At 65.7% G+C, this 20726-nt stretch carries 22 protein-coding genes; 16 read left to right on the forward strand and 6 right to left on the reverse strand.

Going from position 1 to position 20726, the window contains the following annotated elements; genetic code table 11:
* Positions 1–66 precede the first annotated feature (66 nt).
* Entirely contained in the window at positions 67–477 is a 411-nt protein-coding gene (locus BMW90_RS06220; RefSeq protein WP_048531699.1) for a SufE family protein, read from the forward strand.
* 125 nt (positions 478–602) lie between these two features.
* Here BMW90_RS06220 and BMW90_RS06225 read toward each other — a convergent pair whose 3' ends face one another.
* Complete coding sequence (locus tag BMW90_RS06225) at positions 603–1112, reverse strand: single-stranded DNA-binding protein (protein ID WP_048531701.1); 510 nt, start codon at positions 1110–1112, stop codon at positions 603–605.
* A 168-nt stretch (positions 1113–1280) separates the two neighbouring features.
* Between BMW90_RS06225 and BMW90_RS06230 the strand changes: the two genes are divergently transcribed.
* On the forward strand, positions 1281–1880 hold the full coding sequence (locus BMW90_RS06230; protein ID WP_074835607.1) for a lytic transglycosylase domain-containing protein: 600 nt from the start codon (positions 1281–1283) through the stop codon (positions 1878–1880).
* 5 nt (positions 1881–1885) lie between these two features.
* Here BMW90_RS06230 and thpR read toward each other — a convergent pair whose 3' ends face one another.
* The 3 genes from thpR to miaA form a co-directional block, all read right to left on the reverse strand.
* Positions 1886–2455, reverse strand: a complete 570-nt coding sequence (gene thpR, locus BMW90_RS06235; protein WP_074835608.1) for an RNA 2',3'-cyclic phosphodiesterase — start codon at positions 2453–2455, stop codon at positions 1886–1888.
* Between the two features lie 7 nt (positions 2456–2462).
* Positions 2463–3377, reverse strand: coding sequence for an AraC family transcriptional regulator (locus BMW90_RS06240; protein WP_074835610.1), 915 nt, complete (start codon positions 3375–3377; stop codon positions 2463–2465).
* A 98-nt stretch (positions 3378–3475) separates the two neighbouring features.
* Complete coding sequence (gene miaA, locus BMW90_RS06245) at positions 3476–4363, reverse strand: tRNA (adenosine(37)-N6)-dimethylallyltransferase MiaA (protein ID WP_074835611.1); 888 nt, start codon at positions 4361–4363, stop codon at positions 3476–3478.
* A gap of 126 nt (positions 4364–4489) precedes the next feature.
* Here miaA and pyrH point away from each other — a divergent pair, with 126 nt between their 5' ends.
* On the forward strand, positions 4490–5230 hold the full coding sequence (gene pyrH / locus BMW90_RS06250; protein WP_074835613.1) for a UMP kinase: 741 nt from the start codon (positions 4490–4492) through the stop codon (positions 5228–5230).
* A gap of 48 nt (positions 5231–5278) precedes the next feature.
* Here pyrH and BMW90_RS06255 read toward each other — a convergent pair whose 3' ends face one another.
* Entirely contained in the window at positions 5279–6340 is a 1062-nt protein-coding gene (locus BMW90_RS06255; RefSeq protein WP_074835614.1) for a calcium-binding protein, read from the reverse strand.
* A gap of 197 nt (positions 6341–6537) precedes the next feature.
* Here BMW90_RS06255 and frr point away from each other — a divergent pair, with 197 nt between their 5' ends.
* The 12 genes from frr (at position 6538) to lpxB (ending at position 17953) form a co-directional block, all read left to right on the forward strand.
* Positions 6538–7101 carry a ribosome recycling factor gene (frr, locus tag BMW90_RS06260; RefSeq protein WP_074835616.1) on the forward strand — a complete coding sequence of 188 codons (564 nt, stop codon included), beginning with the start codon at positions 6538–6540 and terminating at the stop codon, positions 7099–7101.
* A gap of 51 nt (positions 7102–7152) precedes the next feature.
* Positions 7153–7887, forward strand: a complete 735-nt coding sequence (locus BMW90_RS06265; RefSeq protein WP_048531712.1) for an isoprenyl transferase — start codon at positions 7153–7155, stop codon at positions 7885–7887.
* 4 nt (positions 7888–7891) lie between these two features.
* Entirely contained in the window at positions 7892–8686 is a 795-nt protein-coding gene (locus tag BMW90_RS06270) for a phosphatidate cytidylyltransferase (RefSeq protein WP_074835618.1), read from the forward strand.
* The gene (gene dxr, locus BMW90_RS06275) at positions 8683–9861 is read left to right on the forward strand and encodes a 1-deoxy-D-xylulose-5-phosphate reductoisomerase (RefSeq protein WP_074835619.1); all 1179 of its coding nucleotides are present in this window, start codon (positions 8683–8685) and stop codon (positions 9859–9861) included. Before BMW90_RS06270 ends, dxr begins: the two co-directional genes overlap by 4 nt.
* A 6-nt stretch (positions 9862–9867) precedes the next feature.
* Complete coding sequence (gene rseP, locus BMW90_RS06280; RefSeq protein WP_074835621.1) at positions 9868–11217, forward strand: RIP metalloprotease RseP; 1350 nt, start codon at positions 9868–9870, stop codon at positions 11215–11217.
* 137 nt (positions 11218–11354) lie between these two features.
* Positions 11355–11483 (forward strand): hypothetical protein, encoded by a 129-nt coding sequence (locus BMW90_RS27185; RefSeq protein WP_274565446.1) that lies wholly within the window; start codon positions 11355–11357, stop codon positions 11481–11483.
* Between the two features lie 119 nt (positions 11484–11602).
* On the forward strand, positions 11603–13960 hold the full coding sequence (bamA, locus tag BMW90_RS06285) for an outer membrane protein assembly factor BamA (protein WP_048531717.1): 2358 nt from the start codon (positions 11603–11605) through the stop codon (positions 13958–13960).
* Positions 13944–14642 (forward strand): OmpH family outer membrane protein, encoded by a 699-nt coding sequence (locus tag BMW90_RS06290; protein WP_074835622.1) that lies wholly within the window; start codon positions 13944–13946, stop codon positions 14640–14642. Before bamA ends, BMW90_RS06290 begins: the two co-directional genes overlap by 17 nt.
* 98 nt (positions 14643–14740) lie before the next feature.
* Positions 14741–15196, forward strand: coding sequence for a 3-hydroxyacyl-ACP dehydratase FabZ (gene fabZ / locus BMW90_RS06295; protein ID WP_048531719.1), 456 nt, complete (start codon positions 14741–14743; stop codon positions 15194–15196).
* A complete protein-coding gene (gene lpxA / locus BMW90_RS06300; protein WP_074835624.1) occupies positions 15196–15987 on the forward strand; it encodes an acyl-ACP--UDP-N-acetylglucosamine O-acyltransferase in 792 nt (263 codons plus the stop codon). Before fabZ ends, lpxA begins: the two co-directional genes overlap by 1 nt.
* A gap of 5 nt (positions 15988–15992) precedes the next feature.
* Positions 15993–16796 (forward strand): LpxI family protein, encoded by an 804-nt coding sequence (locus BMW90_RS06305; protein ID WP_074835625.1) that lies wholly within the window; start codon positions 15993–15995, stop codon positions 16794–16796.
* Complete coding sequence (gene lpxB, locus BMW90_RS06310) at positions 16796–17953, forward strand: lipid-A-disaccharide synthase (RefSeq protein WP_074835627.1); 1158 nt, start codon at positions 16796–16798, stop codon at positions 17951–17953. The genes BMW90_RS06305 and lpxB overlap by 1 nt, the downstream gene beginning before the upstream one ends.
* Positions 17954–18011: 58 nt before the next feature.
* Here lpxB and BMW90_RS06315 read toward each other — a convergent pair whose 3' ends face one another.
* A complete protein-coding gene (locus BMW90_RS06315) occupies positions 18012–18641 on the reverse strand; it encodes an invasion associated locus B family protein (RefSeq protein WP_074835628.1) in 630 nt (209 codons plus the stop codon).
* A gap of 524 nt (positions 18642–19165) precedes the next feature.
* Between BMW90_RS06315 and BMW90_RS06320 the strand changes: the two genes are divergently transcribed.
* Positions 19166–20707, forward strand: a complete 1542-nt coding sequence (locus BMW90_RS06320; RefSeq protein ID WP_074835630.1) for a helicase HerA-like domain-containing protein — start codon at positions 19166–19168, stop codon at positions 20705–20707.
* The last annotated feature ends 19 nt before the right edge of the window (positions 20708–20726 follow it).

Consider the following 20726-nt stretch of genomic DNA (forward strand, 5'->3'; position numbering starts at 1 on the left):
AAGCGATTGCGACTGGACCTTTGGCATTTGGCTGCATAGGTGAGGAACAGTTGCATCGGAGGGGTTATGGCCAGCGCTGCATTTGAAGAGATTGTCGAGGATTTTGAATTCCTCGAGGACTGGGAAGACCGGTATCGCTACGTCATCGAGAAGGGCCGCGACATGGCCCCGCTCGACGAAGCGCTCAAGGTGCCCGCCACCAAGGTCGAGGGCTGCGCCAGCCAGGTCTGGCTGCACATCCGCCCCGAGGGCGGGGCGTTTCATTTCGATGGCGACAGCGATGCGATGATCGTGCGCGGTCTGATTGCCGTGCTGCGGTCGCTTTACAACGGGCTGCCGGTGTCCGAGGTGCCGGGCGTCGACGCCGGAGGCGAGCTGGCGCGGCTGGGGCTGAACGATCACCTGTCGGCGCAGCGCTCGAACGGGCTGCGGGCGATGGTGGAGCGTATCCGGGACCGGGCGGCGGAAGTCGCCTGAGACACCGGCGGCGGTTTGCCCGCCGGAACGCCGCGGGCGCTCGGTCGGAAGCGCGGTGCAGGCGGCCGAGACTGCTGCAAAAGAAGCTGCAAAAGAAAAGGGCCGGCGCTTGGCCGGCCCCGGTGTCAGAACGGGATTTCGTCGTCGATGTCGCGGCTGGGCGGGTTTCCGCCGCCCTGGCTGCCGCCACCGCCATAGCCCTGATCCTGCGGGCCGCTGTCATAGCCGCCGCCGTAGTTGCCCTGGCCGCCGCCACCAAAGCCGCCGCCACCGCCGCCGCCCTCGCGACCGTCGAGCATGGTCAGGGTGCTGCCAAAGCCCTGCAATACCACCTCGGTGGAATAGCGGTCCTGGCCGGATTGGTCCTGCCATTTGCGGGTCTGGAGCTGACCTTCGAGGTAAACCTTTGATCCCTTGCGCAGATATTGCTCTGCGACGCGCACCAGCCCTTCGTTGAAGATCGCGACCGAATGCCATTCGGTGCGCTCGCGGCGTTCACCGGTGTTGCGATCCTTCCAGGTTTCGGAGGTCGCGATGCGCAGATTGCAGACCTTACCGCCATTCTGAAAGGTCCGCACTTCCGGGTCGCGCCCGAGATTTCCGATGAGAATGACTTTGTTGACTGACCCGGCCATATTGCCCCCAAATTGCACGTTCTGATTGCGCCGAATTCCGAATCCGGCGGCGAAGTTCGGCGGAGCCTACCTCACCTGATCATGATTGATAAATGGCAAACGGGTGCCGGTCTGGCCGAATCCGGAATTTTGGGTATATTGCGCCAAAACGACGTGGGGACAGTGTGTATGCGCAAGGTGCTATGCGTAGCTTTTGCGGCGGCTCTTCTGCCGCTCGCCGGCCAGGCCGAAACGATCTCGACCAAGGGCCAGGCCAATCTCTTCAAATCCAAGACCGGCGTGCTCGACCGTCGCGCCGCCCAGCAATACAACAATTCGGTCAGGTTGCAGCCGCCCAAGGTGGTGACCCCGACCAAATGGGATGACGCGGGGCAGGGACCGAACCAGCGCTACACCGGCACGTACAAGGGGGTCTATTCCGGCTTGGCCCGCGATGCGGCGCGCGCCCATGGCGTCCCCGAGGATCTGTTCCTGCGGCTGGTGCAGCAGGAAAGCGGCTGGAACCCCGAGGCACTGAGCCACAAGGGCGCCTATGGGCTGGCGCAGCTGATGCCCGGCACCGCCCGCAGGCTCGGCGTGAACCGCGAGGATCCGGCGCAAAACCTCAGCGGCGGCGCGCGCTATCTCAAGCAGCAATATGATGCCTTTGGCTCCTGGCGGCTGGCGCTCGCCGCTTATAACGCCGGGCCGGGTGCGGTGCTGAAATACGGCGGCGTTCCGCCCTACCGGGAAACCCGGAACTACGTGAAAGTGATCTGGGGCAGCTGAGTGCCTCAGAGATCGGCCCAGCCGTCGGGCAGGGGCCGGAAGGGATAGACGGCCAGATCGTCATAGACCGGCGCGCCGCCGCCCAGGGTCGACCGGGTGAGGGTGATGCCCTGCGCCACAAAACCCGGGATCTCGGCCCGCGCTGTGTCTGACAGGTAGCGCTGCACCTCGTCGGCCAGCCCGGCGGGCGGTCGCGCGCCAAAGCGCGCCAGCGTCACATGCGGCTTGAACTTCTGGCGCTCGGGGCGAAGCCCGGCCAGCCGCGCCGCGCCCTGCACCGCGCGGTGCAGCGTTTCCAGCTCTGGCGAAGGCCGCACCATGGCGGCCACAAGGCGCGGTTTGCTGCCGCCAAAGATATCCACCCCGGAAAACGCCACGTCGAAGGGCCAGGCGCGGATCTCCTCGAGCGCCGCGTCCAGATCGGCGAGCTGCTGCGGCGCGACCTCGGCAAAGAAGGCCAGGGTGACGTGAAACTGATCCGCCCCCACCTGCCGGCCCACCCGCAGGCCCGTTTGCAGATCGCTCAGCGCATCGCGGGCCTCCTCGGGCAGGGGCAGTGCCACGAACAGCCGCATCGGCGGCTCAGCCTCCGCCGCTGTGGTGACGGAACAGCGGCCCCGGCGCCGGTTTCGGACGCGGGCCGCCCTCGTGCAGCGCGGTGCGGCGCAGCGCCGACGGCGGCTGCCCGGTGTGATGCTGGATGAAGCGCGAGAAATAGGCGGCGGAGCCAAAGCCAAGATGTCCGGCCACGTTCTGCACCGGCGGCTCCGGCCGCATCAGCAGCATCCGCGCCTCATGCAGCACCCGCTGGGTTATCATGTCGGCGGCGGTCAGCCCGGCATTTTCGCGGCAGACCCGGGTCAGATGGGTGGGCGTCACCTCGAGCAGGGTGGCGTAATCGGCCATGTTGCGACCGCTGCGGAATTCGGCCTCGAGCAGATCGGCAAAGCGGCGCGACAGGCGCTGCCCGGCGGTTTCGCGCCCCATCAGCGCCGGCGAGACCTTGTCGCCCTCGTCGTACATCGCCAGCATCTGCCGCCGCAGCCAGACGGCCGCCAGATTGAAGCGGGCAACCAGCGCCTCGGCCTGTAGCGGCTGCTGCGAGGCCAGCTCGCGTTGCAGCATTTCGACGATGCCCGTCAGATCGCCCTGCGCCTGGACATCGCGGAGCCGCAGGTGCTGCGGCGCGTCGGGTAGAAGCGGATAGTCGCCATCTTCGATCAGGATTGCCTGGCCGAAACACTGCGGCCCGGTTTCCAGCGCGAATTGCGTGCCACGCGGCAGATACAGCACGTTGTTGGCGCCGATGCCGCGACGGATGCCGCGGATCGTGGCGCGGCCCTGACCGCGGGTGATCCAGACCAGCAGGTGATCGTCGCGCGCATGGGGCAGGCTGGCCTGCCAGCTGCCGCCCGGTGTCATCTGGGCAAGCGTCACCACGCGAAGCGGCAGGGCCGGCTTCGCGGTCTGCGCCTCGACAGGCTCTGATCGTTGCATCGTCACGCCACGCCGGTCCTTTCGGTCACTGGAGGCTTTCAGGTCAGACACCTGTTGATGCCGCGCCGCAGCGCCATTCGCAAGGGAAATCCCGTTTCTCAGCACAAAGCCGCCGCCTCCACTCCCTGCCACGCTTTCATGCGCGAGCGTAGCCATGTGCGCTGGCGTTTTGCAAACTGACAGGTGGCGATTGTGGCCTTTTCCCGCGCATCTTCCAGCGGAATTTCGCCGTGCAGATGCGCAATCAGCTCCGGGGCGCCAATCGCCTTGAAGCTGAGCAGCGCCGGATCCCAGCGGGCCAGGTTGGCGCGGGCCTCGTCAAGCGCCCCCTGCGCGAGCATCAGGTCGAAACGCCGCGCGATGCGGGCATTGAGCCAGTCACGTTCGACATCGACGCGCAGCGCCTGGGCCTGCGCCAAGGGCAGCAGCGGCTCCGGCGTGGCGTCCTGCCAGCTTGCCAACCCCCGGCCGGTGGCTCGCTGCACCTCCCAGGCGCGCTGCACCCGCATCGGGTTGCGGGTATCGAGCCGCGCACGGGTCTCGGGATCGATCTCGGGCAGGAGCGCGTCATGCCCCTGGTCCAGACGTCGGGCATCGGCTTCGGCGCGCACCTCGGGCGGGGTGGCGGGAATCTCGGCCAGCCCCTCGGTCAGCGCCGCGAAATAGAGCCCGGTGCCGCCGATGATGATCGCCCGTTCGGGCCCGCTCAGCAGGGGCGCCACCTCGCGCAGCCAGTGGCCGACGGAATAGGCCGCGTCCCAGGCGACATGGCCGTATAGCACATGCCGGGCACGGGCCAGATCCTCGGCCCCCGGGCGCGCGGTCAGCACGCGCCAGTTCTCGAACACCTGAATCGCATCAGCATTGACGATCACGCCGCCCTGGCGCTCGGCGATCTCCAGCGCCAGGGCCGATTTGCCGCTGGCGGTGGGGCCGGCGATCAGAACCGAGCGCTCGGGCGAGAGATTGGCAAGGTCAAGGCGCATGCAAGGGCCCCGCTGATGCAAGAGAGGTGCAAGGGATCTGTCTTTCCCCCGAATGCTGCATTGAACTGCCCCGTGTTTTCCGACATTTTGCCGCCAATTTAGCCAGCCGCCTCACCGGAGTACACCATGTCTGCTGCCACCGACACCGATGCCCGCGCCACCAAGTACAAACGCGTCCTTCTGAAAATTTCCGGCGAGGCGCTGATGGGCGACCAGGGCTACGGGTTGCACCCGCCCACCGTCGAACGGATCGCCCGCGAGGTGCAATCGGTCCATGCCCTGGGGGTCGAGATCTGCATGGTGATCGGCGGCGGCAACATTTTCCGCGGGTTGCAGGGAAGCGCCCAGGGGATGGAACGGACCACGGCCGATTACATGGGCATGCTGGCGACGGTGATGAACGCCCTGGCGATGCAATCGGCGCTCGAGGGTCTCGGCGTCTTTACCCGCGTCATCTCGGCGATTCCGATGGATCAGGTCTGCGAGCCCTACATCCGCCGCCGCGCCGTGCGCCACCTCGAGAAGAAGCGGGTCTGCATCTTTGCCGCCGGCACCGGCAACCCCTATTTCACCACCGACACCGCCGCCACCCTGCGCGCCAACGAGATGTCCTGCCAGGCGATCTTCAAGGGCACCAAGGTCGATGGCGTCTATGACAAGGATCCGGTCAAGCACGACGACGCGGTGCGCTATGACCAGGTGAGCTATGACGAGGTGCTGCAAAAACATCTCGGCGTGATGGATGCCTCGGCAATCGCGCTGGCACGCGACAACTCGCTGCCGATCATCGTCTTTTCGCTGGACGAGCCGGGCGGCTTCCGCGGCATCCTCGCGGGCGAGGGCACCTATACCAAGGTCGGCCCCTGAGGCCGGCGCCGACATGCGGCGGGGGGCCGGGACAGCCCCCCTTGCAGCTCACGCCCAGGACCAGCCAAAGATCTCGCTGCTGACGTCGTCGATCGAGAAATCCTCGAGCACGATCCTCTGGGTGAACCGCTGGTCCGGTTCCCAGACGTCGGTCCATTCCAGGGTCAGAACCACGTCGTCGCCCACCTGCGCGGCCCGGTCGAGCGTGCCGCCGACATAACCGGTGAACTCGTCATACCGCAGGTGAATCTGGTCTTCGCCGAGCTCGAAATCGGTGATCACAGAGGTGCCGGTGCCAAAGCCGAAATAGAAATGATCTTCGCCGGTGCCGCCCGAGGCGGTATCGCTGTCGCCGACATAGAGGCTGTCGTCGCCGGAAAAACCGCTCAGGTAGTCGGCGCCGCCGCCACCCGAGAGATCGTCGTCGCCGCTGTTGCCGTAAAGCGAGTCGTCGCCCCAGTCGCCGGTGATCGTGTCGTTGCCGAGACCGCCCAGCACGAAATCATCGCCATAGCCGGCATTGATGGAATCATCCAGCGATCCGCCGTTGATCCAGTCGTCGCCGGCATGGCCGTAGATCCGGTCGTTGCCACGCCCGCCCAGGATGGTGTCGTCGCCGCTGTGGCCGAGTAGCAGGTCGTGGCCGTAATGCCCGCTGATGTAATCGTCGCCGGCGCCGGCTTCGATGGTGTCGCGGCCGGTATTGCCATACAGCGTATCGTTGCCGAAGCCGCCTGACAAAAAGTCGTTGTCGCGCCCGCCAGAGAGCCAGTCGTGATCGTCGCCGCCAGACAGATCGTCGGCCCCGTCGCCGCCCCGCAGGGTGTCATTTCCGGCCGCGCCGAATATCTCGTCGAATCCGGAGTAGCCGCTCAGGAAATCGTTCCCCGGACCGCCAAACAGCGTGTCGTTGCCGCTGTTGCCGTACAGGTTGTCGTTGCCGCCAAGGCCGTAGAGCATGTCATCGCCCAGCCCTCCGGCATAGGTGTTGTCATAGCCGTTGCCGGTCCAGGTGGTATTCCCGGGCCCGCCGACATGCGCATATGGAAGAGGGGAGAATTGAAACAGCCCGTCAAGGCCAATTGACTCGGTTGCGAATATCGTCGCCATTGGAGACCTCAAATTGTCAAAACAAGGGATAATAGAAATTCGGTGTCGTGCCGGAATAATGCGGAGCCGGGTCCGACCTGTCAATCGCGCCGGCGGTGCCGGGCGCGTCGCGATGGCCGGCCAAGAGCGCTATACATCGGCGATCCAATGTCTTATGACCCGGGAAATATCGCCTGAACCCAAGGGGAATGAGCAGAATGTCCGATGATTTCATTCTTGATACCGACGATCTCGAGCGCCGCATGGACGGTGCCATGGCCAATCTCAGGACCGAGTTCGCCTCGCTGCGCACCGGTCGGGCCTCGGCCTCGATGCTGGAGCCGGTGATGGTCGATGCCTATGGCAGCCCGACCCCGATCAACCAGGTCGGCACCGTCAACGTGCCCGAGCCGCGCATGGTGACGATCAACGTCTGGGACAAGGGCCTTGTCGGCAAGGTCGAAAAGGCCATCCGCGAAAGCGGCCTCGGCATCAATCCGCAGCTCAACGGCACCATCATCATGCTGCCGATCCCCGAGCTCAACGAGGAACGCCGCCGGGATCTGACCAAGGTGGCCGGCCAATATGCCGAACATGCCCGCGTCTCGATCCGCAACGTGCGCCGTGACGGCATGGAGCAGATCAAGAAGGCCAAGTCCGACGGTATTTCGGAAGACGACCAGAAATTCTGGGAAAATTCCGTTCAGGAGCTGACGGACACCTATGTTAAGAAGGTGGACGAAGCGCTTGAGACCAAGCAAGCCGAGATCATGCAGGTCTGAGCGACCTTGCCGCCTCGTCACCGGGGCCGGTTTGACACCGACGGAGGATCAATGGCGCGCGACGCAAACCATTCGGAGACGCACCGCGGCCCGCGCCATGTGGCGATCATCATGGACGGCAACGGCCGCTGGGCGCAATTGCGCCACCGGCCGCGGCTGTTCGGTCACCAGGCAGGCGCCCGCCGGGTGCGCGAGATTGTCGAGGCCTGCCCGGAATTCGGGGTGAAATACGTCACCATCTTTGCCTTCTCGACCGAGAACTGGAAGCGGACTCAGACCGAGGTGGCCGGGCTGATGAGCCTGTTCCGGCGCTACATCCACAAGGAGATGGAGGCCTTCCGGCGCGACAATGTCCAGGTTCGCTTCATCGGCGACCGGGTGCGGCTTGATGCCAAGCTGCGCGCGCTGATGGACGAGGCCGAAGAGACGACGCGGGAATGCACCGGCACCAATCTGACCATCGCGCTGAATTACGGCGGCCGCGACGAGGTGGCCCGCGCCACCAAGCGGCTGGCCCGTGACGTGCGCGACGGCAAGCTCGATCCCGAGAGCGTCGATGAGGAAACCCTGCCGAGATACCTCGATACCTGCGTGCTGCCCGATCCCGACCTGGTGATCCGCACCAGCGGCGAGGCCCGGGTGTCGAATTTCCTGCTCTGGCAGTCGGCCTATGCGGAATATGAATTCATCGACACGCTTTGGCCGGATTTCACCCGCGAGGAATTTGGACGGCTGGTCGGGGCCTATGGCAAACGCGAGCGCCGGTTCGGCGCGGTAAAGGTCTGAGTACATGGCAGACAGCAGCGGCAAATGGGATGATCTGATCGTCCGCCTGGTCTCGGCGGTGGTGATGATCGGCGTCGGGCTGGTGGCGATCTGGTTCGGCGGCTGGGTCTTTGGCGGTCTGGTGGCACTGATCGGCGGCGCCATGATCTGGGAACTGGTGCGGCTGATCGGCGGCGGGTCGCAACAGGCGCTTTTGCTGGCCGGGTTGGCCGGGCTGTGCCTGTTGATCGGCACGCTGATTCCGCCGGGCTTTGCCCTGCCGCTGATGATGGCGCCGGCGTTTGTCGGGCTGAGCCGGCTCAAGGCGCATCGCACGGTTTTCATGACATTTTCGGCGGCGATCCTGCTGGCCTCCTATGGCATGGTGGCGCTGCGGCAGGATTACGGTATGGCCTGGCTGATGTGGCTGGTGCTGGTCGTGGTGGTGACCGATGTGGCGGGCTATTTCGCCGGGCGGATGATCGGCGGGCCGAAATTCTGGCCCCGCGTCAGCCCCAAGAAGACCTGGTCGGGCACGGTTGCCGGCTGGCTCGGCGCCGGGAGTGTCGGCGTGATCTACTGGCTTTCGGGCGCCTCGGGGCCGGATGTGATCGGCGTCAGCATCGCCGTTTCCATGGCCTCGCAGATGGGCGACATTGCCGAAAGCGCTGTCAAGCGGCGAGTGGGCGTCAAGGACGCCTCGACGCTGATCCCGGGCCATGGCGGGCTGCTCGACCGGTTTGACGGCATGCTGGGCGGGGCGCTGTTTCTGCTGCTGGTGGCGCAGGTGCTGGTATTCCCCGCCGGGGGAACGCCATGACCCGACGCGTCTCCATTCTTGGCGCGACCGGTTCTATCGGACAGAACACCATCGACCTGATTGCCCGCGATCCGCAGGGCTATCAGGTCGAAGTGCTGACCGGCGGCCACAATATCGCACAATTGGCGGTCGACGCCCGGCGTCTGGGCGCCCGGCTGGCGGTGACGGCGCATGACGACAAGCTCGGCGCGCTGCGCGATGCGCTGGCGGGCTCCGGTATCGAAGCGGCCGCCGGCGAGACCGCGCTGATCGAGGCGGCGGCGCGGCCGGTCGATTGGGTGATGTCGGCGATTGTCGGCGCGGCGGGGCTGGCGCCCGGGCTCAAAGCGCTGGAGCACGGCGCGACACTGGCGCTGGCCAACAAGGAAAGCATGGTCTGCGCCGGCGCGCTGGTCAGCGCCACGGCCAAGGCCCACGGTGGCCGGGTGCTGCCGGTGGACAGCGAGCATTCGGCGGTATTCCAGGCGCTGATCGGCGAGGATATCGAGGCCGTCGAACGGGTGATCATCACCGCCTCGGGCGGCGCCTTCCGCGACTGGCCGCTGGAGCGGCTGCGTGAGGCCACGCCGGAACAGGCGGCCACCCATCCCAACTGGGACATGGGCCAGCGGATCACCATCGACAGCGCGTCCATGTTCAACAAGGCGTTGGAGGTCGTTGAAACAAAAGAGTTCTTCGGGTTGTCACCTGACAAGATCGAGGTGCTGGTGCATCCCGAAAGCCTCGTTCACGCGCTGGTGGGGTTCTGCGACGGCGGCTTGATGGCGCATGTCGGCCCGGCGGACATGCGCCACGCCATCGGCTTCGCGCTACATTACCCCGAGCGCGGCGCGGTGCCGGTCGAACGCCTCGATCTGGCCCAGATCGCCACGCTCAGCTTCCGCGCGCCGGACGAGACCCGTTGGCCGGCGCTGCGGCTGGCGCGCGAGGTGATGGAGACGGGCGGGCTGTCGGGTGCGGCCTTCAACGCCGCCAAGGAACGCAGCCTCGACCGGTTCATCGCGCGGGACATCGGTTTTACCGAGATGGCCGAGGTGGTCGAAGAGGTGCTCACCCGATTGTCAGGCCAGCCGGGCCTCATTGACGCCGCAATGACCCTTGATAACGTCGCGCGCGTAGACCATTTGGCACGGGAAGAAGCAGACCGGGTCATCCGGGACAGATCAAAAAGGTAGGGCGGCTTGGAAATTTCGCAGTTGATTCCGCAATTTGGCGGTACGTTGTTCACATTGGCGGCCTTTGTGGTGGCGCTGTCGATCATCGTCGCCATCCACGAATACGGCCATTACATCGTGGGCCGCTGGTCGGGGATCAAGGCGGATGTCTTCTCGCTCGGTTTCGGGCCGGTGCTGTTCAAGCGCACCGACAAGCACGGCACCGTCTGGCAGGTCGCGGCGCTGCCGCTGGGCGGCTACGTCAAGTTCCGCGGCGATGCCGATGCGGCCTCTGCCGGCACCGACGAGGCAGCGATTGAGGGGCTTTCCGAAGACGAGAAACGCACCACCATGGCCGGCGCGCCGCTCTGGGCGCGCACCGCCACGGTCGCGGCCGGGCCGATGTTCAACTTCGTGCTGGCCTTCGTGCTGTTTTCGGCGCTGTTCCTGACCCGCGGCGTGATCTCCGAGCCGCTGACGGTGGGTGAGCTGCGCCCGATGCCCAGCGTGCAGGAATTGCAGGAAGGCGATGTGCTGCTGTCGATCGCCGGGCAGGAGGTGCCGGATTTCAGCGACGCCGAGGGATTTGCCGCCTTTGCCGAGGCGCTGCCGCCGGAGAACGATCTCGATTACCGCATCCTGCGCGACGGCCAGGAACTGACCGTCACAGGGCCTTATCCCTATCCGCCGAATGTCACCCGGCTGGTGCCGCGCTCGGCCGCCTATGACGTCGGGCTTGCGCCCGGCGACGTGATCCTGAGCGTTGATGGCAATGAGATCGCGACCTTCGACCAGATCAAGGAAGCGGTGGAAACCTCGGAGGGCAGGGCGCTGCTGCTCGACGTCTGGCGCGATGGCGAGGTGCTGGAATTTGCCCTGGCGCCGCGCCGGGTGGACGAGCCCGGCGCCGAGGGTGGCTTTGTCACTTATTGGCGCGTCGGCGTGGTTGGCGGGCTGTTCTTTGAACCCGCCACCTCGACCCCGGGGTTCGGCCAGGCACTTCAGGGCGGGGTGCGACAGACCTGGGCGATCATGGAGGGCTCGGTCTCCGGGTTGTGGCACATCATCACCGGCCAGATCTCGAGCTGCAATCTCTCGGGCCCGGTGGGCATCGCAGAAACGTCGGGCCAGATGGCGGCGCAGGGCACTTCGAATTTCCTGTGGTTCGTGGCAGTGCTCTCTGCGGCGGTGGGGCTGCTCAATCTGTTTCCGATCCCGGTGCTCGATGGCGGCCACCTGGTGTTTTATGCCTATGAGGCCGTGGTCGGCCGGCCGCCGCATGACAAGGTGCTGGGCGTGCTGATGACCATCGGGCTTGGCATCGTGCTCTCCGTCATGGTGTTCTCGCTCTCGAACGATCTGATCCTCTGCCCGTAGGCAGAGGATCGCCGATTGCGCGCGCCCGGCGGAAAATTTTGCGGCCCCGGGGCGCCCGCCGGCCCGGGCAGTTGCCCTAATCTTGCCAAGATCCGCTGCTAGGTTGATCTGCGTAACGCCCGATAAAGAGCGAGAAAATGCAGACACTGACAGATGGATACCGCGGCCTGCGCCTGATCGCGCACCTCAATTCCGACCGGATTCTGTTTGTCGGCACGATGGCGGGCGCCTTGGTGCTGAGCGGATATCTGGCGACTTTCCTCTGAACACTCCCATATTTTGTGGCCACACCGGAAAAATTCCTGCTTTTGCGGGCTTGCATGGTTTTGACAACCCGGCATGATCCCGATACTCACCAAGGCGTGGGAAGATAACGGATTGGCTCATGAAAAATCGAGTGGGAACGCGCGCCAATGAACGTGCGGCAGTAAAAGCGGTCAAATCTGTCCTGTTTGCCAGCGCGGCGGCCCTTGCGGTTCAGGCGGCGGTTCTGCCGCAGCCGGCCCTGGCGCAGAGCTATACTTTCACCGAGGTTTCCATCGAGGGCTCGCAGCGTATCGAGCCGGCCACGATCCTGAGCTACGCCGGCATTGCCCGCGGCCAGACGGTCACGGCCGCCGAATTGAACGATGCCTATCAGCGCATCCTGGCCTCCGGCCTCTTCGAAGAGGTCGAGATCGTGCCGGTTGGCAACAAGCTGGTGATCCGCGTGGTGGAATATCCCACCATCAACCGCGTGGTGTTCGAGGGCAACCGCCGGATCAAGGATGAGGATCTGGCCGGGCTGGTGACCTCTGAATCGCGGCGGGTGTTCAACCCCGCCACCGCCGAACGCGACGCCGGGATCATCGTGCAGGCCTATGCCGAGCAGGGCCGCGCCGCTGCCCGGGTGACGCCCAAGCTGATCCGCCGTTCCGACAACCGCGTCGATCTCGCCTTCGAGATCCTCGAGGGCGGGGTGATCGAGGTCGAGCGGGTGTCGATCGTCGGCAACAATGTCTATTCCGACCGCCGGTTGCGCCGGGTGCTGGGCACCAAGCAGGCCGGTCTGTTCCGTGCCATCATCCGCCGGGACAGCTTTGTCGAGGATCGTATCGAATTCGACAAGCAGGTGCTGACCGATTTCTATCAGTCGCGCGGCTATGTCGACTTCCGCATCAATTCGGTCAATGCCGAGATCGCCGAAGAGCGTGACGGCTATTTCGTCACCTTCAACGTGCAGGAAGGCCAGCAGTTCACCTTTGGCGAAGTCACCGCCACCTCCGATCTGGCGGATGTCGATCCGGCCGAATTCGCCGAGATTCTGCGCGTGCGTCCCGGCGTGGTCTATTCGCCGGCGCTGGTCGAGAACGAGATTGCGCGGATGGAGCGGCTGGCCAACCGCCGGGGGCTGAATTTCATCCGCGTCGAGCCGCGGATCACCCGCAACGACCGGACGCTCGAACTGGATGTGGAATTCGTGCTGTCGCGCGGTCCGCGGATCTTCATCGAGCGGATCGATATTGAAGGCAACACCACCACGCTCGACCGGGTGATCCGGCGCCAGTTCAAGGTGGTCGAAGGCGATCCCTTCAACCCGCGCGAGATCCGGCAATCGGCCGAACGCATCCGCGCGCTGGGCTTTTTCGGCAATGCCGATGTCAACGCCCGCGAAGGTTCGACGCCGCAGCAGGTGATCGTGGATGTCGATGTCGAAGAGGCGCCCACCGGCTCGATCGGCTTTGGCGGCACCTATTCGACCGACGGCGGCTTTGGCCTCAACCTGTCGTTCAACGAGCGCAATTTCCTGGGCCGTGGCCAGGCACTCGGGGTCGAGCTTTCGACCGCCTCGGGCACCCGGAGCTACGGGTTCACCTTCGCCGAGCCGGCCTTTCTCAACCGCGATCTGCGGTTCGGCATCGGGCTGAACTATTCGGAAACCGACAACCAGTACGACGACAGCTATGACACGGCGATTGGCCGGTTCACCACCAGCCTGACCTTTCCGGTGGCCGAATACAGCACGCTTCAGGGCCGCTATACCGCGCGCTATTCCGAGATGCTCAACGCCGGCAGCGATCTGGGCGATATCCTGACCGCCGAGGTCGATCAGGGCGCGCTGTTCTCCAGCGGGCTGGGCTATACCTATACCTTTGACACGATCGACACCGGGCTTGATCCGACCGCCGGCGTGCGGCTGCAATTCAGCCAGGATTTCGCCGGCCTGGGCGGCGATGTCACCTCGGTCACCACGGTGGCCCGCGCGGTGGGCCAGAAGAAGGTGCGCAACGAGGAAGTCACCCTGCGCGCGGTTGTCGAGGGCGGCGCGCTCTGGACCGGCAGCAACGACAGCCGGGTGATCGACCGCTTCAACCTCGGGTCGTCGCGGATGCGCGGCTTTGAGCCCGGCGGCATCGGCCCGCGCGAAATCGGCAGTGGTGGCGTCAATGATGCGCTCGGCGGCAATTACTTTGCCGTCGCCCGTTTCGAGGCGGAATTTCCGCTTGGTCTGCCCGAGGAATATGGCCTGACCGGCGGTCTGTTTTACGACGTCGGCTCGCTCTGGGGGCTCGACAATACCTCGACCACCACCGCCGGCAATTCGGTGGTGCAGGACGACCCGGCGGCGCGCCACGTGATCGGCGCCTCGCTGTTCTGGACGACCGCCATCGGCCCGCTGCGGTTCAACTTCACCAAGGCGCTGCAAAAAGAAGAGCATGACGAAGACCGCTTCTTCGAATTCACACTTGCCACAGATTTCTGATCCGGGCCGGCTTGGCCGGGGCCTGAGACAGGCCCTGGCGCGTGGGCTTCTGGCCCTCTTGCTGGTCTTGCCCGGCGCGCTTGCGGCGCAGGATCAGGCGCCGCGCAGCCCGGTGCTTGTGGTGGATTTCGATGAGGTCTTTCGCCTGTCGCAACGCGGCCAGGAAATCCTGGAGGAATTCGAGCTTCGAAGCCGCGAACTGGCCGATGAAATCGCCCGGATCGATCTCGAGATGGCGGCCGAGGAAAAGGCGCTGACCGACAAGCGCGCGACGCTCTCGGCCACGGAATTCCGCAAGCTGGCCGATGCCTTCGACGACAAGGTGCAGGCCCTGCGGGCCGAGCAGGACCAGCGCGCCCAGGCGTTGAACCGCGATCAGGCCAATGCCCGGCTCGAATTTCGCCAGACCGCCTTTCCGATCCTGGGGCAACTGATGCTCGACGCCGGCGCCGTGCTGGTGGTGGAAAAGCGCAATGTCCTGGTTTTCAATGATGCCATCGACGTCAGCGGCCTGACCGCGCAACTGCTCGACGCGAATTATGCCGAGCGTGACGCCGCCGATCAGCCCGCGCCGGATGCCCCGCAGGAGACCCCGGCCCGGCCCGAGCCCGCGCCTGATACCGGCGACGCGCCGGAAGCGGCGCCCGTGACGCCCGTGACGCCAGGGCCAGAGCCCGAGTGAGCGGCTGCGGAACGCTTGCCGTGGCGCGCCCCGGTTGCTAGGGACAAGACAACAGCCGCGCGTCAAGGCCCGCACGGGACGGAAGAAGGACAAGAGCAATGACCGAGCCACTCAAAACTGCGGATATCCAGCTGATTCAGCGGATTTTGCCGCATCGCTATCCGTTCCTGCTGGTCGACAAGGTGGTCGATATCGATGGCTATTCCTCGGCCAAGGGTATCAAGAACGTCACCATGAACGAGCCGCATTTCCAGGGCCATTTCCCCGGCACACCTATCATGCCCGGCGTGACCATCGTCGAGGCGATGGCGCAGACTTCGGGGGTGATGATCGGCGTGGCGATGGATCTGGCCGACAAGGATCTGCTGATCTATTTCATGGCGATCGACAAGTGCAAGTTCCGCCGCAAGGTGATCCCCGGCGACGTGCTCGAGATGAACGTCAAAACCGAACGCGGCAAACCCGGCGGCAAGGTCTGGAAGTTCTCGGGCGTGGCCACGGTCGATGGCGAGATGGCGGCGGAATGCGAGTTCACCGCGATGATGGATCTCTGATGGCTGACACCTTCATTCACCCCAGCGCGGTGATCGAGGATGGCGCCGAAATCGGCATCGGCTGCCGGATCGGCCCGTTCTGTCATGTCGGCCCCAAGGTGGTGCTGGGCCCGCGGGTCGAGCTCAAGAGCCATGTGGTGGTCTCCGGTCAGACCGAGATCGGCGAAGAGACGGTGATCTTTCCCTTCGCGGTGATTGGCGAGATCCCGCAAGACCTCAAGTTCGCCGGCGAAGAGACCCGGCTGGTGATCGGCAAGCGCAACCGCATCCGCGAACATGTGACGATGAACACCGGCACCGCCGGCGGCGGCGGTGTGACCCGGGTGGGCGATGACGGGCTGTTCATGGCCGGCTGTCACGTCGCGCATGACGTCCAGGTCGGCAACAAGGTGATCGTGGTCAACAATGCCGCGCTGGCCGGCCATTGCATCATCGAGGACGAGGTGATCATCGGCGGGCTCGCCGGCGTGCATCAGTTTGTCCGCATCGGCCACGGTGCGATCATCGGCGCGGTGACCATGGTGACCAATGACGTGATCCCGCATGGTCTGGTACAGGCGCCGCGCGGCAAGCTCGACGGGCTCAACCTCGTCGGTCTCAAACGTCGGGGTGTGGCCCGCGCCGATATCACCGCACTGCGCGCGGCCTTTCAGATGCTGGCCCAGGGCGAGGGCGCCTTTGTCGAACGCGCCAAACGGCTGGGCGCCGAGACCCAGAGCGCCTATGTGCGCGAGATCGTCGATTTCATCCTCGGCGACAGCGATCGCCACTACCTGACCCCCGGAGGCTGAGCGCCATGACCGGAAAACTGGCGATCCTGGCCGGGCGCGGCGCCATGCCCAAGGCGCTGGCCGAGGCCTATCCCGACGCGGTCTGCGTCTCCTTCGACGGCGTCGAGACACCGGTGCCGCGGGTTGATGCCCATCACCGCTTCGAGGCCTTCGGCGCGCTGCTCGACGATCTCAAGGAACGCGGCGTGGAACGGCTGGTGCTGGCCGGTGGTGTCGGCCGGCCGCCGCTCGATCCGCAGAGCTTCGATCCTTTCATGCAGTCGCTGGCGCCTCGGCTGCTCGCCGCGCTTCAGGGCGGCGACGATGCGCTGGTGCGGCTGGTGGTCTCGATCTTCGAAGAGGCCGGGTTTGCGGTGATCGGGGCGCATGAGCTGCTGCCCGAGCTGACCGCCGCGCCGGGCCTGCTGGCCGGCGACGCACCCGATGCGGCGGCCCGCGCCGACATCACCCGGGCGAAACAGATCCTGACCGCGCTCTCGCCGCTCGATGTCGGGCAGGCGGCGGTGGTCGACACCGGCATCGCCCTTGGCATCGAGACCCAGCAGGGCACCGACGAGATGCTGCGCTTTGTCTCCGAGGCGTCGCAGACGCTGCGCGGTAAGGGCGGCGTTCTGGTCAAACGCCCCAAGATCGGCCAGGATCTGCGCGTCGACATGCCCGCGATCGGCCCAGAGACGGTGCGCGCCGCCGCCAGGGCCGGGCTGCAAGGCATCGTGATTGCCGCAAATCAGGTGGTATTGATCGACCGCGCGGCGCTGATCGCGGCGGCCGGCGAGACCGGGGTGTTCCTTCTCGCGGAAGCGGAGTGATGCGGGTCTTCGTCATTGCCGGCGAACCATCCGGCGACAAACTCGGTGCGGCGTTGATGGCGGGCCTGCGCAGCCTTCTGCCCGATACCGAGGTCGAGTTCATCGGCATCGGTGGGCCGCGAATGACGGAAGAGGGGCTCTCGAGCATCTTTCCCATGGACGACATCAGCGTCATGGGGCTGACCGAGATCCTGAAGCAATATCCCGCGCTGAAACGCCGGGTGACCGAGGCTGCCGAGGCGGTGATCGCGGCGCGGCCGGACGTGCTGATCACCATCGACCTGCCGGAGTTCTGTCTGCGGGTGGCGAAGATCGTCAAGGCGCGCAGCAACATCCGCACGGTGCATTACGTCGCCCCCACGGTCTGGGCCTGGCGCCCCGGCCGCGCCGCCAAAATGGCGCGGCACATCGATCAGGTGCTGGCGCTGCTGCCTTTCGAGCCGCCTTATATGGAAGCCGCCGGCATGCGCTGCGATTTTGTCGGCCATCCGGTGGTGACCGATCCTCAGGCCAGCGCGGCCGAGGCTCTGGCGTTCCGGTCCCGTCACGGTCTGGCCGATGCGCCGCTGCTGCTGGTGCTGCCCGGATCGCGGCGCAGCGAGGTCACGCGCATGGGGCCGATCTTTGGCGAGGTCTTGCGCGAGGTCTGTGCCCGTCGCCCGGACATGCGGCTGGTGGTGCCCGCGGCGGGCCCGGTGGTGCCCCTGGTTCAGCAGGCGGTGGCGGATTGGCCCGGCGCGCCGCTGGTGCTCGACGGTGCGGCCGAGGGCGCCCAGGCCGAAAAGCGCGCGGCTTTTCGTGCCGGAGACCTGGCGCTGGCGGCCTCGGGCACGGTCTCGCTCGAATTGGCGGCGGCGGGCACGCCGATGGTGATCGCCTATGACATGAACTGGCTGTCGCGGACCCTGATCATGCACCTGCTGCGGGTCGATACGGTGACGCTGGTCAACCTGGTGTCCGACACCCGCGTCGTGCCGGAATATGTCGCCAAGGCCTGTGTGCCGGCTGACATCGCCGCGGCGGTGTTGCGGCTGGCGGAGGCGCCAGAGAGCCAGAAGGCCGCCATGGCGCTGGTCATGGAGCGGCTGGGGCAGGGGCAGGAGCCGCCGGGCATCCGGGCCGCCCGTGCCGTGCTTGACGGATTGGCCCGGTCCTGAAGCGAAAAACGCCGCCCCTGTGAGGGCGGCGTCTTGGTGTTCGGGCCTGGTGCGGCGCTTACTGGTTGATCACGCTGGCCTTGTCATAGCCGGCGGTGAAGCCGGTCAGCGACATGGTGGAGGTCACCACCTGATCGGGGGCCGCGAAGGGGCGGATCATCACCTTGGCTTCGGCGCCGCGCTTGAAGGCGGCGATATCCTCGGCGGTCAGGCCGATCCGCGCGTAACAGCCCTGGCGGTTGCAGAAGGAAAACGGATAGCTCTTGGGCTGGCCGCCATCGACCGAAATGCCCAGTTGGCCGGTAAGCAGCGTCTCGAGCGGCACGATCACCGTGGCGCCGGCCGGCAGCTTGGCTTCTTCCGGCAGACGGAACAGCGAGATCTCGGCCAGCGCGTTGCCGTCGCCTTCCTTGAGCAGCTGGTACAGCTGACAGGGATCGTCGGCGGGCGTTTCGGTGCGGATGCAGCGCAGCTCCCAGTCGCCAACCTCTTCCTTTACATAGGTCTGGCCAAGCGCCGGTTCGCCGTCGGACGGCACCGTATCGCCGGTGGCGGGTTCTGCGGTTTCCCCGGCCGGCGTTTCGCTCTCGGTCGCTGTGGCGTCGCCGTCTGCGGTCTCCTGTGCCATGACCGGGGCCGACAGGGCCAACAGGGCGATCACGGGCATGAAGGAAAGAAATCTGGGCATCTTGCCCCCCTCTGATTGAGATGTCATCGGTCGGATGGTTCGGCTTCATCCTCGGTGCAGCGCTTAGCACGCCCGTCCGGGCCTGTCAGGCGATCTTCGCCATCCGTTTGGCCCATATCGTGCATATATCCGTGAAGGGATGTCAACGCACCGGAGGCAAGCCTTTGGCGGAAAAAGAAAAGAGGCCGGGAAACCGGCCTCTCCTCGAATTTTTTTGCTCCCCGTCGGACTGGCCGACTTAGTCATTGACGGGACGCTACGAAGAATTTTGCCTTCGGTCAACAGGCAAGTTTTCACTTTTTCGGGGTTGGCTTCGAAAGCGCTTTGACCCCGCAAGGTCCAAGACGCGAAAAAAGGGCCGCACCTTCTCAGGCACGGCCAGTCTGACAGGGAGGAAGTCAATCCGGCCGTCAGGCAAGAGCCCTGCGCCGGACATTGCCGAGACTGATACAGAAAGGTTAAGTTAAGGTTGCCCGGCGCGATTTTTTCGCGCCGGGCGTGGTTTTACCGGGGCGGAGCAGGGCATGACAGAGATTTTCATCGGCGGCGGCGGGCCGGAGTATGGCGCGCGTCAGGGCCTCAGGCTGGGCTATGCCAACCGCCATGGTCTGATTGCCGGCGCCACCGGAACCGGCAAGACGGTGACGCTGCAAATCCTCGCCGAAGGGTTTGCGAAGGCCGGGGTTCCGGTGTTCCTGTCGGACGTCAAGGGCGACCTGTCCGGGCTGGCCGCCGCCGGGCGCGCGGATTTCAAGCTGCACGCGGCGTTCATGGAGCGCGCCGCCCGGATCGGCCTTGACGACTACACCTATGAGAGTTTCCCGGTCACCTTCTGGGATCTGTTCGGCGATCAGGGCCATCCGGTGCGCACCACGGTCTCCGAGATGGGGCCGCTGCTGCTGGCCCGGCTGCTCGAGCTGACCGAGGCGCAGGAGGGCGTACTCAACATCGCCTTCCGACTGGCCGATGAAGAGGGGCTGCCGCTGCTCGACCTCAAGGACCTGCAAGCGTTGCTGGTCTGGGTCGGTGAGAGCCGCAGGGATCTGTCGCTGCGGTACGGCAATATCTCCACCGCCTCGATCGGTGCGATCCAGCGCCGCCTGCTGGTGCTCGAAAACCAGGGCGGCGCGCGGCTCTTTGGCGAACCGGCGCTCGATCTCGGCGATCTGATGACCCGGGATGCCGAAGGCCGGGGGCGGATCAACATTCTCGCCGCCGACCGGCTGATGGGGGCGCCGCGGCTCTATGCCACCTTCCTGCTCTGGTTGCTGTCGGAGCTCTTCGAAGAGCTGCCCGAGGTCGGCGACCCCGACAAGCCGAAACTGGTGTTCTTCTTCGACGAGGCCCATCTCCTGTTCGACGGCGCACCGCCGGCGCTGGTCGACAAGGTCGAACAGGTCGCCCGGCTGATCCGCTCCAAGGGGGTCGGCGTGTACTTCATCACCCAGAACCCCGATGACGTGCCCGAGGATATCCTCGGCCAGCTCGGCAACCGCATCCAGCACGCGCTGCGCGCCTTTACCGCCCGCGATCGCAAGGCGCTGCGGATGGCGGCCGAAACCTACCGCGACAACCCCCGCTTCGACATCGAAGCGGCGATCCGCGAGGTCGGCGTCGGCGAGGCGGTGACCTCCCTGCTGGAGAACAAGGGCGTGCCGAGCATGGCGGAACGCACGCTGATCCGCCCGCCTTCTTCCCGGCTCGGGCCGATCGACGCCGCGACCCGGGCGCAGGTGATGGCCGCCTCGCCGGTGGCCGGCAAATACGAACATGCGCAGGACCGCCAGTCGGCTTATGAAATCCTCGCCCAACGCGCCGAAGAGGCGGCAACCGCCGCCGAAGCGGCCGAGCGCCGGGAGGAAGAGGCCGAGGTGGCAGAGCGGGAATACCGGGCGGGCCGGCGCTATTCCGGCACCCGGGTGCCCCGCTCGACCGCGCGCCGGCAATATTCACCGGGCGCGCGCATCGGCGAGGCGATGACCCAGGCCGTGATCAAGGAGCTCAAGGGCACCACCGGCCGCCGCATCGTCCGTGGCATCCTCGGCGGGCTGTTCAAGGGGCGTTAGGCAGGCGCCCCGGACAGCA

The organism is Marinovum algicola (assembly GCF_900109145.1).
Taxonomy (GTDB): domain Bacteria; phylum Pseudomonadota; class Alphaproteobacteria; order Rhodobacterales; family Rhodobacteraceae; genus Marinovum; species Marinovum algicola.

What these genes read in the sequence shown, in the direction of transcription:
- BMW90_RS06220 (WP_048531699.1), top strand. Translation starts at nt 67, where the DNA reads ATGGCCAGCGCTGCATTTGAAGAGATTGTCGAGGATTTTGAATTCCTC.
- BMW90_RS06225 (WP_048531701.1), bottom strand. Translation starts at nt 1,112, where the DNA reads ATGGCCGGGTCAGTCAACAAAGTCATTCTCATCGGAAATCTCGGGCGC.
- BMW90_RS06230 (WP_074835607.1), top strand. Translation starts at nt 1,281, where the DNA reads ATGCGCAAGGTGCTATGCGTAGCTTTTGCGGCGGCTCTTCTGCCGCTC.
- thpR (WP_074835608.1), bottom strand. Translation starts at nt 2,455, where the DNA reads ATGCGGCTGTTCGTGGCACTGCCCCTGCCCGAGGAGGCCCGCGATGCG.
- BMW90_RS06240 (WP_074835610.1), bottom strand. Translation starts at nt 3,377, where the DNA reads ATGCAACGATCAGAGCCTGTCGAGGCGCAGACCGCGAAGCCGGCCCTG.
- miaA (WP_074835611.1), bottom strand. Translation starts at nt 4,363, where the DNA reads ATGCGCCTTGACCTTGCCAATCTCTCGCCCGAGCGCTCGGTTCTGATC.
- pyrH (WP_074835613.1), top strand. Translation starts at nt 4,490, where the DNA reads ATGTCTGCTGCCACCGACACCGATGCCCGCGCCACCAAGTACAAACGC.
- BMW90_RS06255 (WP_074835614.1), bottom strand. Translation starts at nt 6,340, where the DNA reads ATGGCGACGATATTCGCAACCGAGTCAATTGGCCTTGACGGGCTGTTT.
- frr (WP_074835616.1), top strand. Translation starts at nt 6,538, where the DNA reads ATGTCCGATGATTTCATTCTTGATACCGACGATCTCGAGCGCCGCATG.
- BMW90_RS06265 (WP_048531712.1), top strand. Translation starts at nt 7,153, where the DNA reads ATGGCGCGCGACGCAAACCATTCGGAGACGCACCGCGGCCCGCGCCAT.
- BMW90_RS06270 (WP_074835618.1), top strand. Translation starts at nt 7,892, where the DNA reads ATGGCAGACAGCAGCGGCAAATGGGATGATCTGATCGTCCGCCTGGTC.
- dxr (WP_074835619.1), top strand. Translation starts at nt 8,683, where the DNA reads ATGACCCGACGCGTCTCCATTCTTGGCGCGACCGGTTCTATCGGACAG.
- BMW90_RS27185 (WP_274565446.1), top strand. Translation starts at nt 11,355, where the DNA reads ATGCAGACACTGACAGATGGATACCGCGGCCTGCGCCTGATCGCGCAC.
- bamA (WP_048531717.1), top strand. Translation starts at nt 11,603, where the DNA reads ATGAAAAATCGAGTGGGAACGCGCGCCAATGAACGTGCGGCAGTAAAA.
- fabZ (WP_048531719.1), top strand. Translation starts at nt 14,741, where the DNA reads ATGACCGAGCCACTCAAAACTGCGGATATCCAGCTGATTCAGCGGATT.
- lpxA (WP_074835624.1), top strand. Translation starts at nt 15,196, where the DNA reads ATGGCTGACACCTTCATTCACCCCAGCGCGGTGATCGAGGATGGCGCC.
- BMW90_RS06305 (WP_074835625.1), top strand. Translation starts at nt 15,993, where the DNA reads ATGACCGGAAAACTGGCGATCCTGGCCGGGCGCGGCGCCATGCCCAAG.
- lpxB (WP_074835627.1), top strand. Translation starts at nt 16,796, where the DNA reads ATGCGGGTCTTCGTCATTGCCGGCGAACCATCCGGCGACAAACTCGGT.
- BMW90_RS06315 (WP_074835628.1), bottom strand. Translation starts at nt 18,641, where the DNA reads ATGCCCAGATTTCTTTCCTTCATGCCCGTGATCGCCCTGTTGGCCCTG.
- BMW90_RS06320 (WP_074835630.1), top strand. Translation starts at nt 19,166, where the DNA reads ATGACAGAGATTTTCATCGGCGGCGGCGGGCCGGAGTATGGCGCGCGT.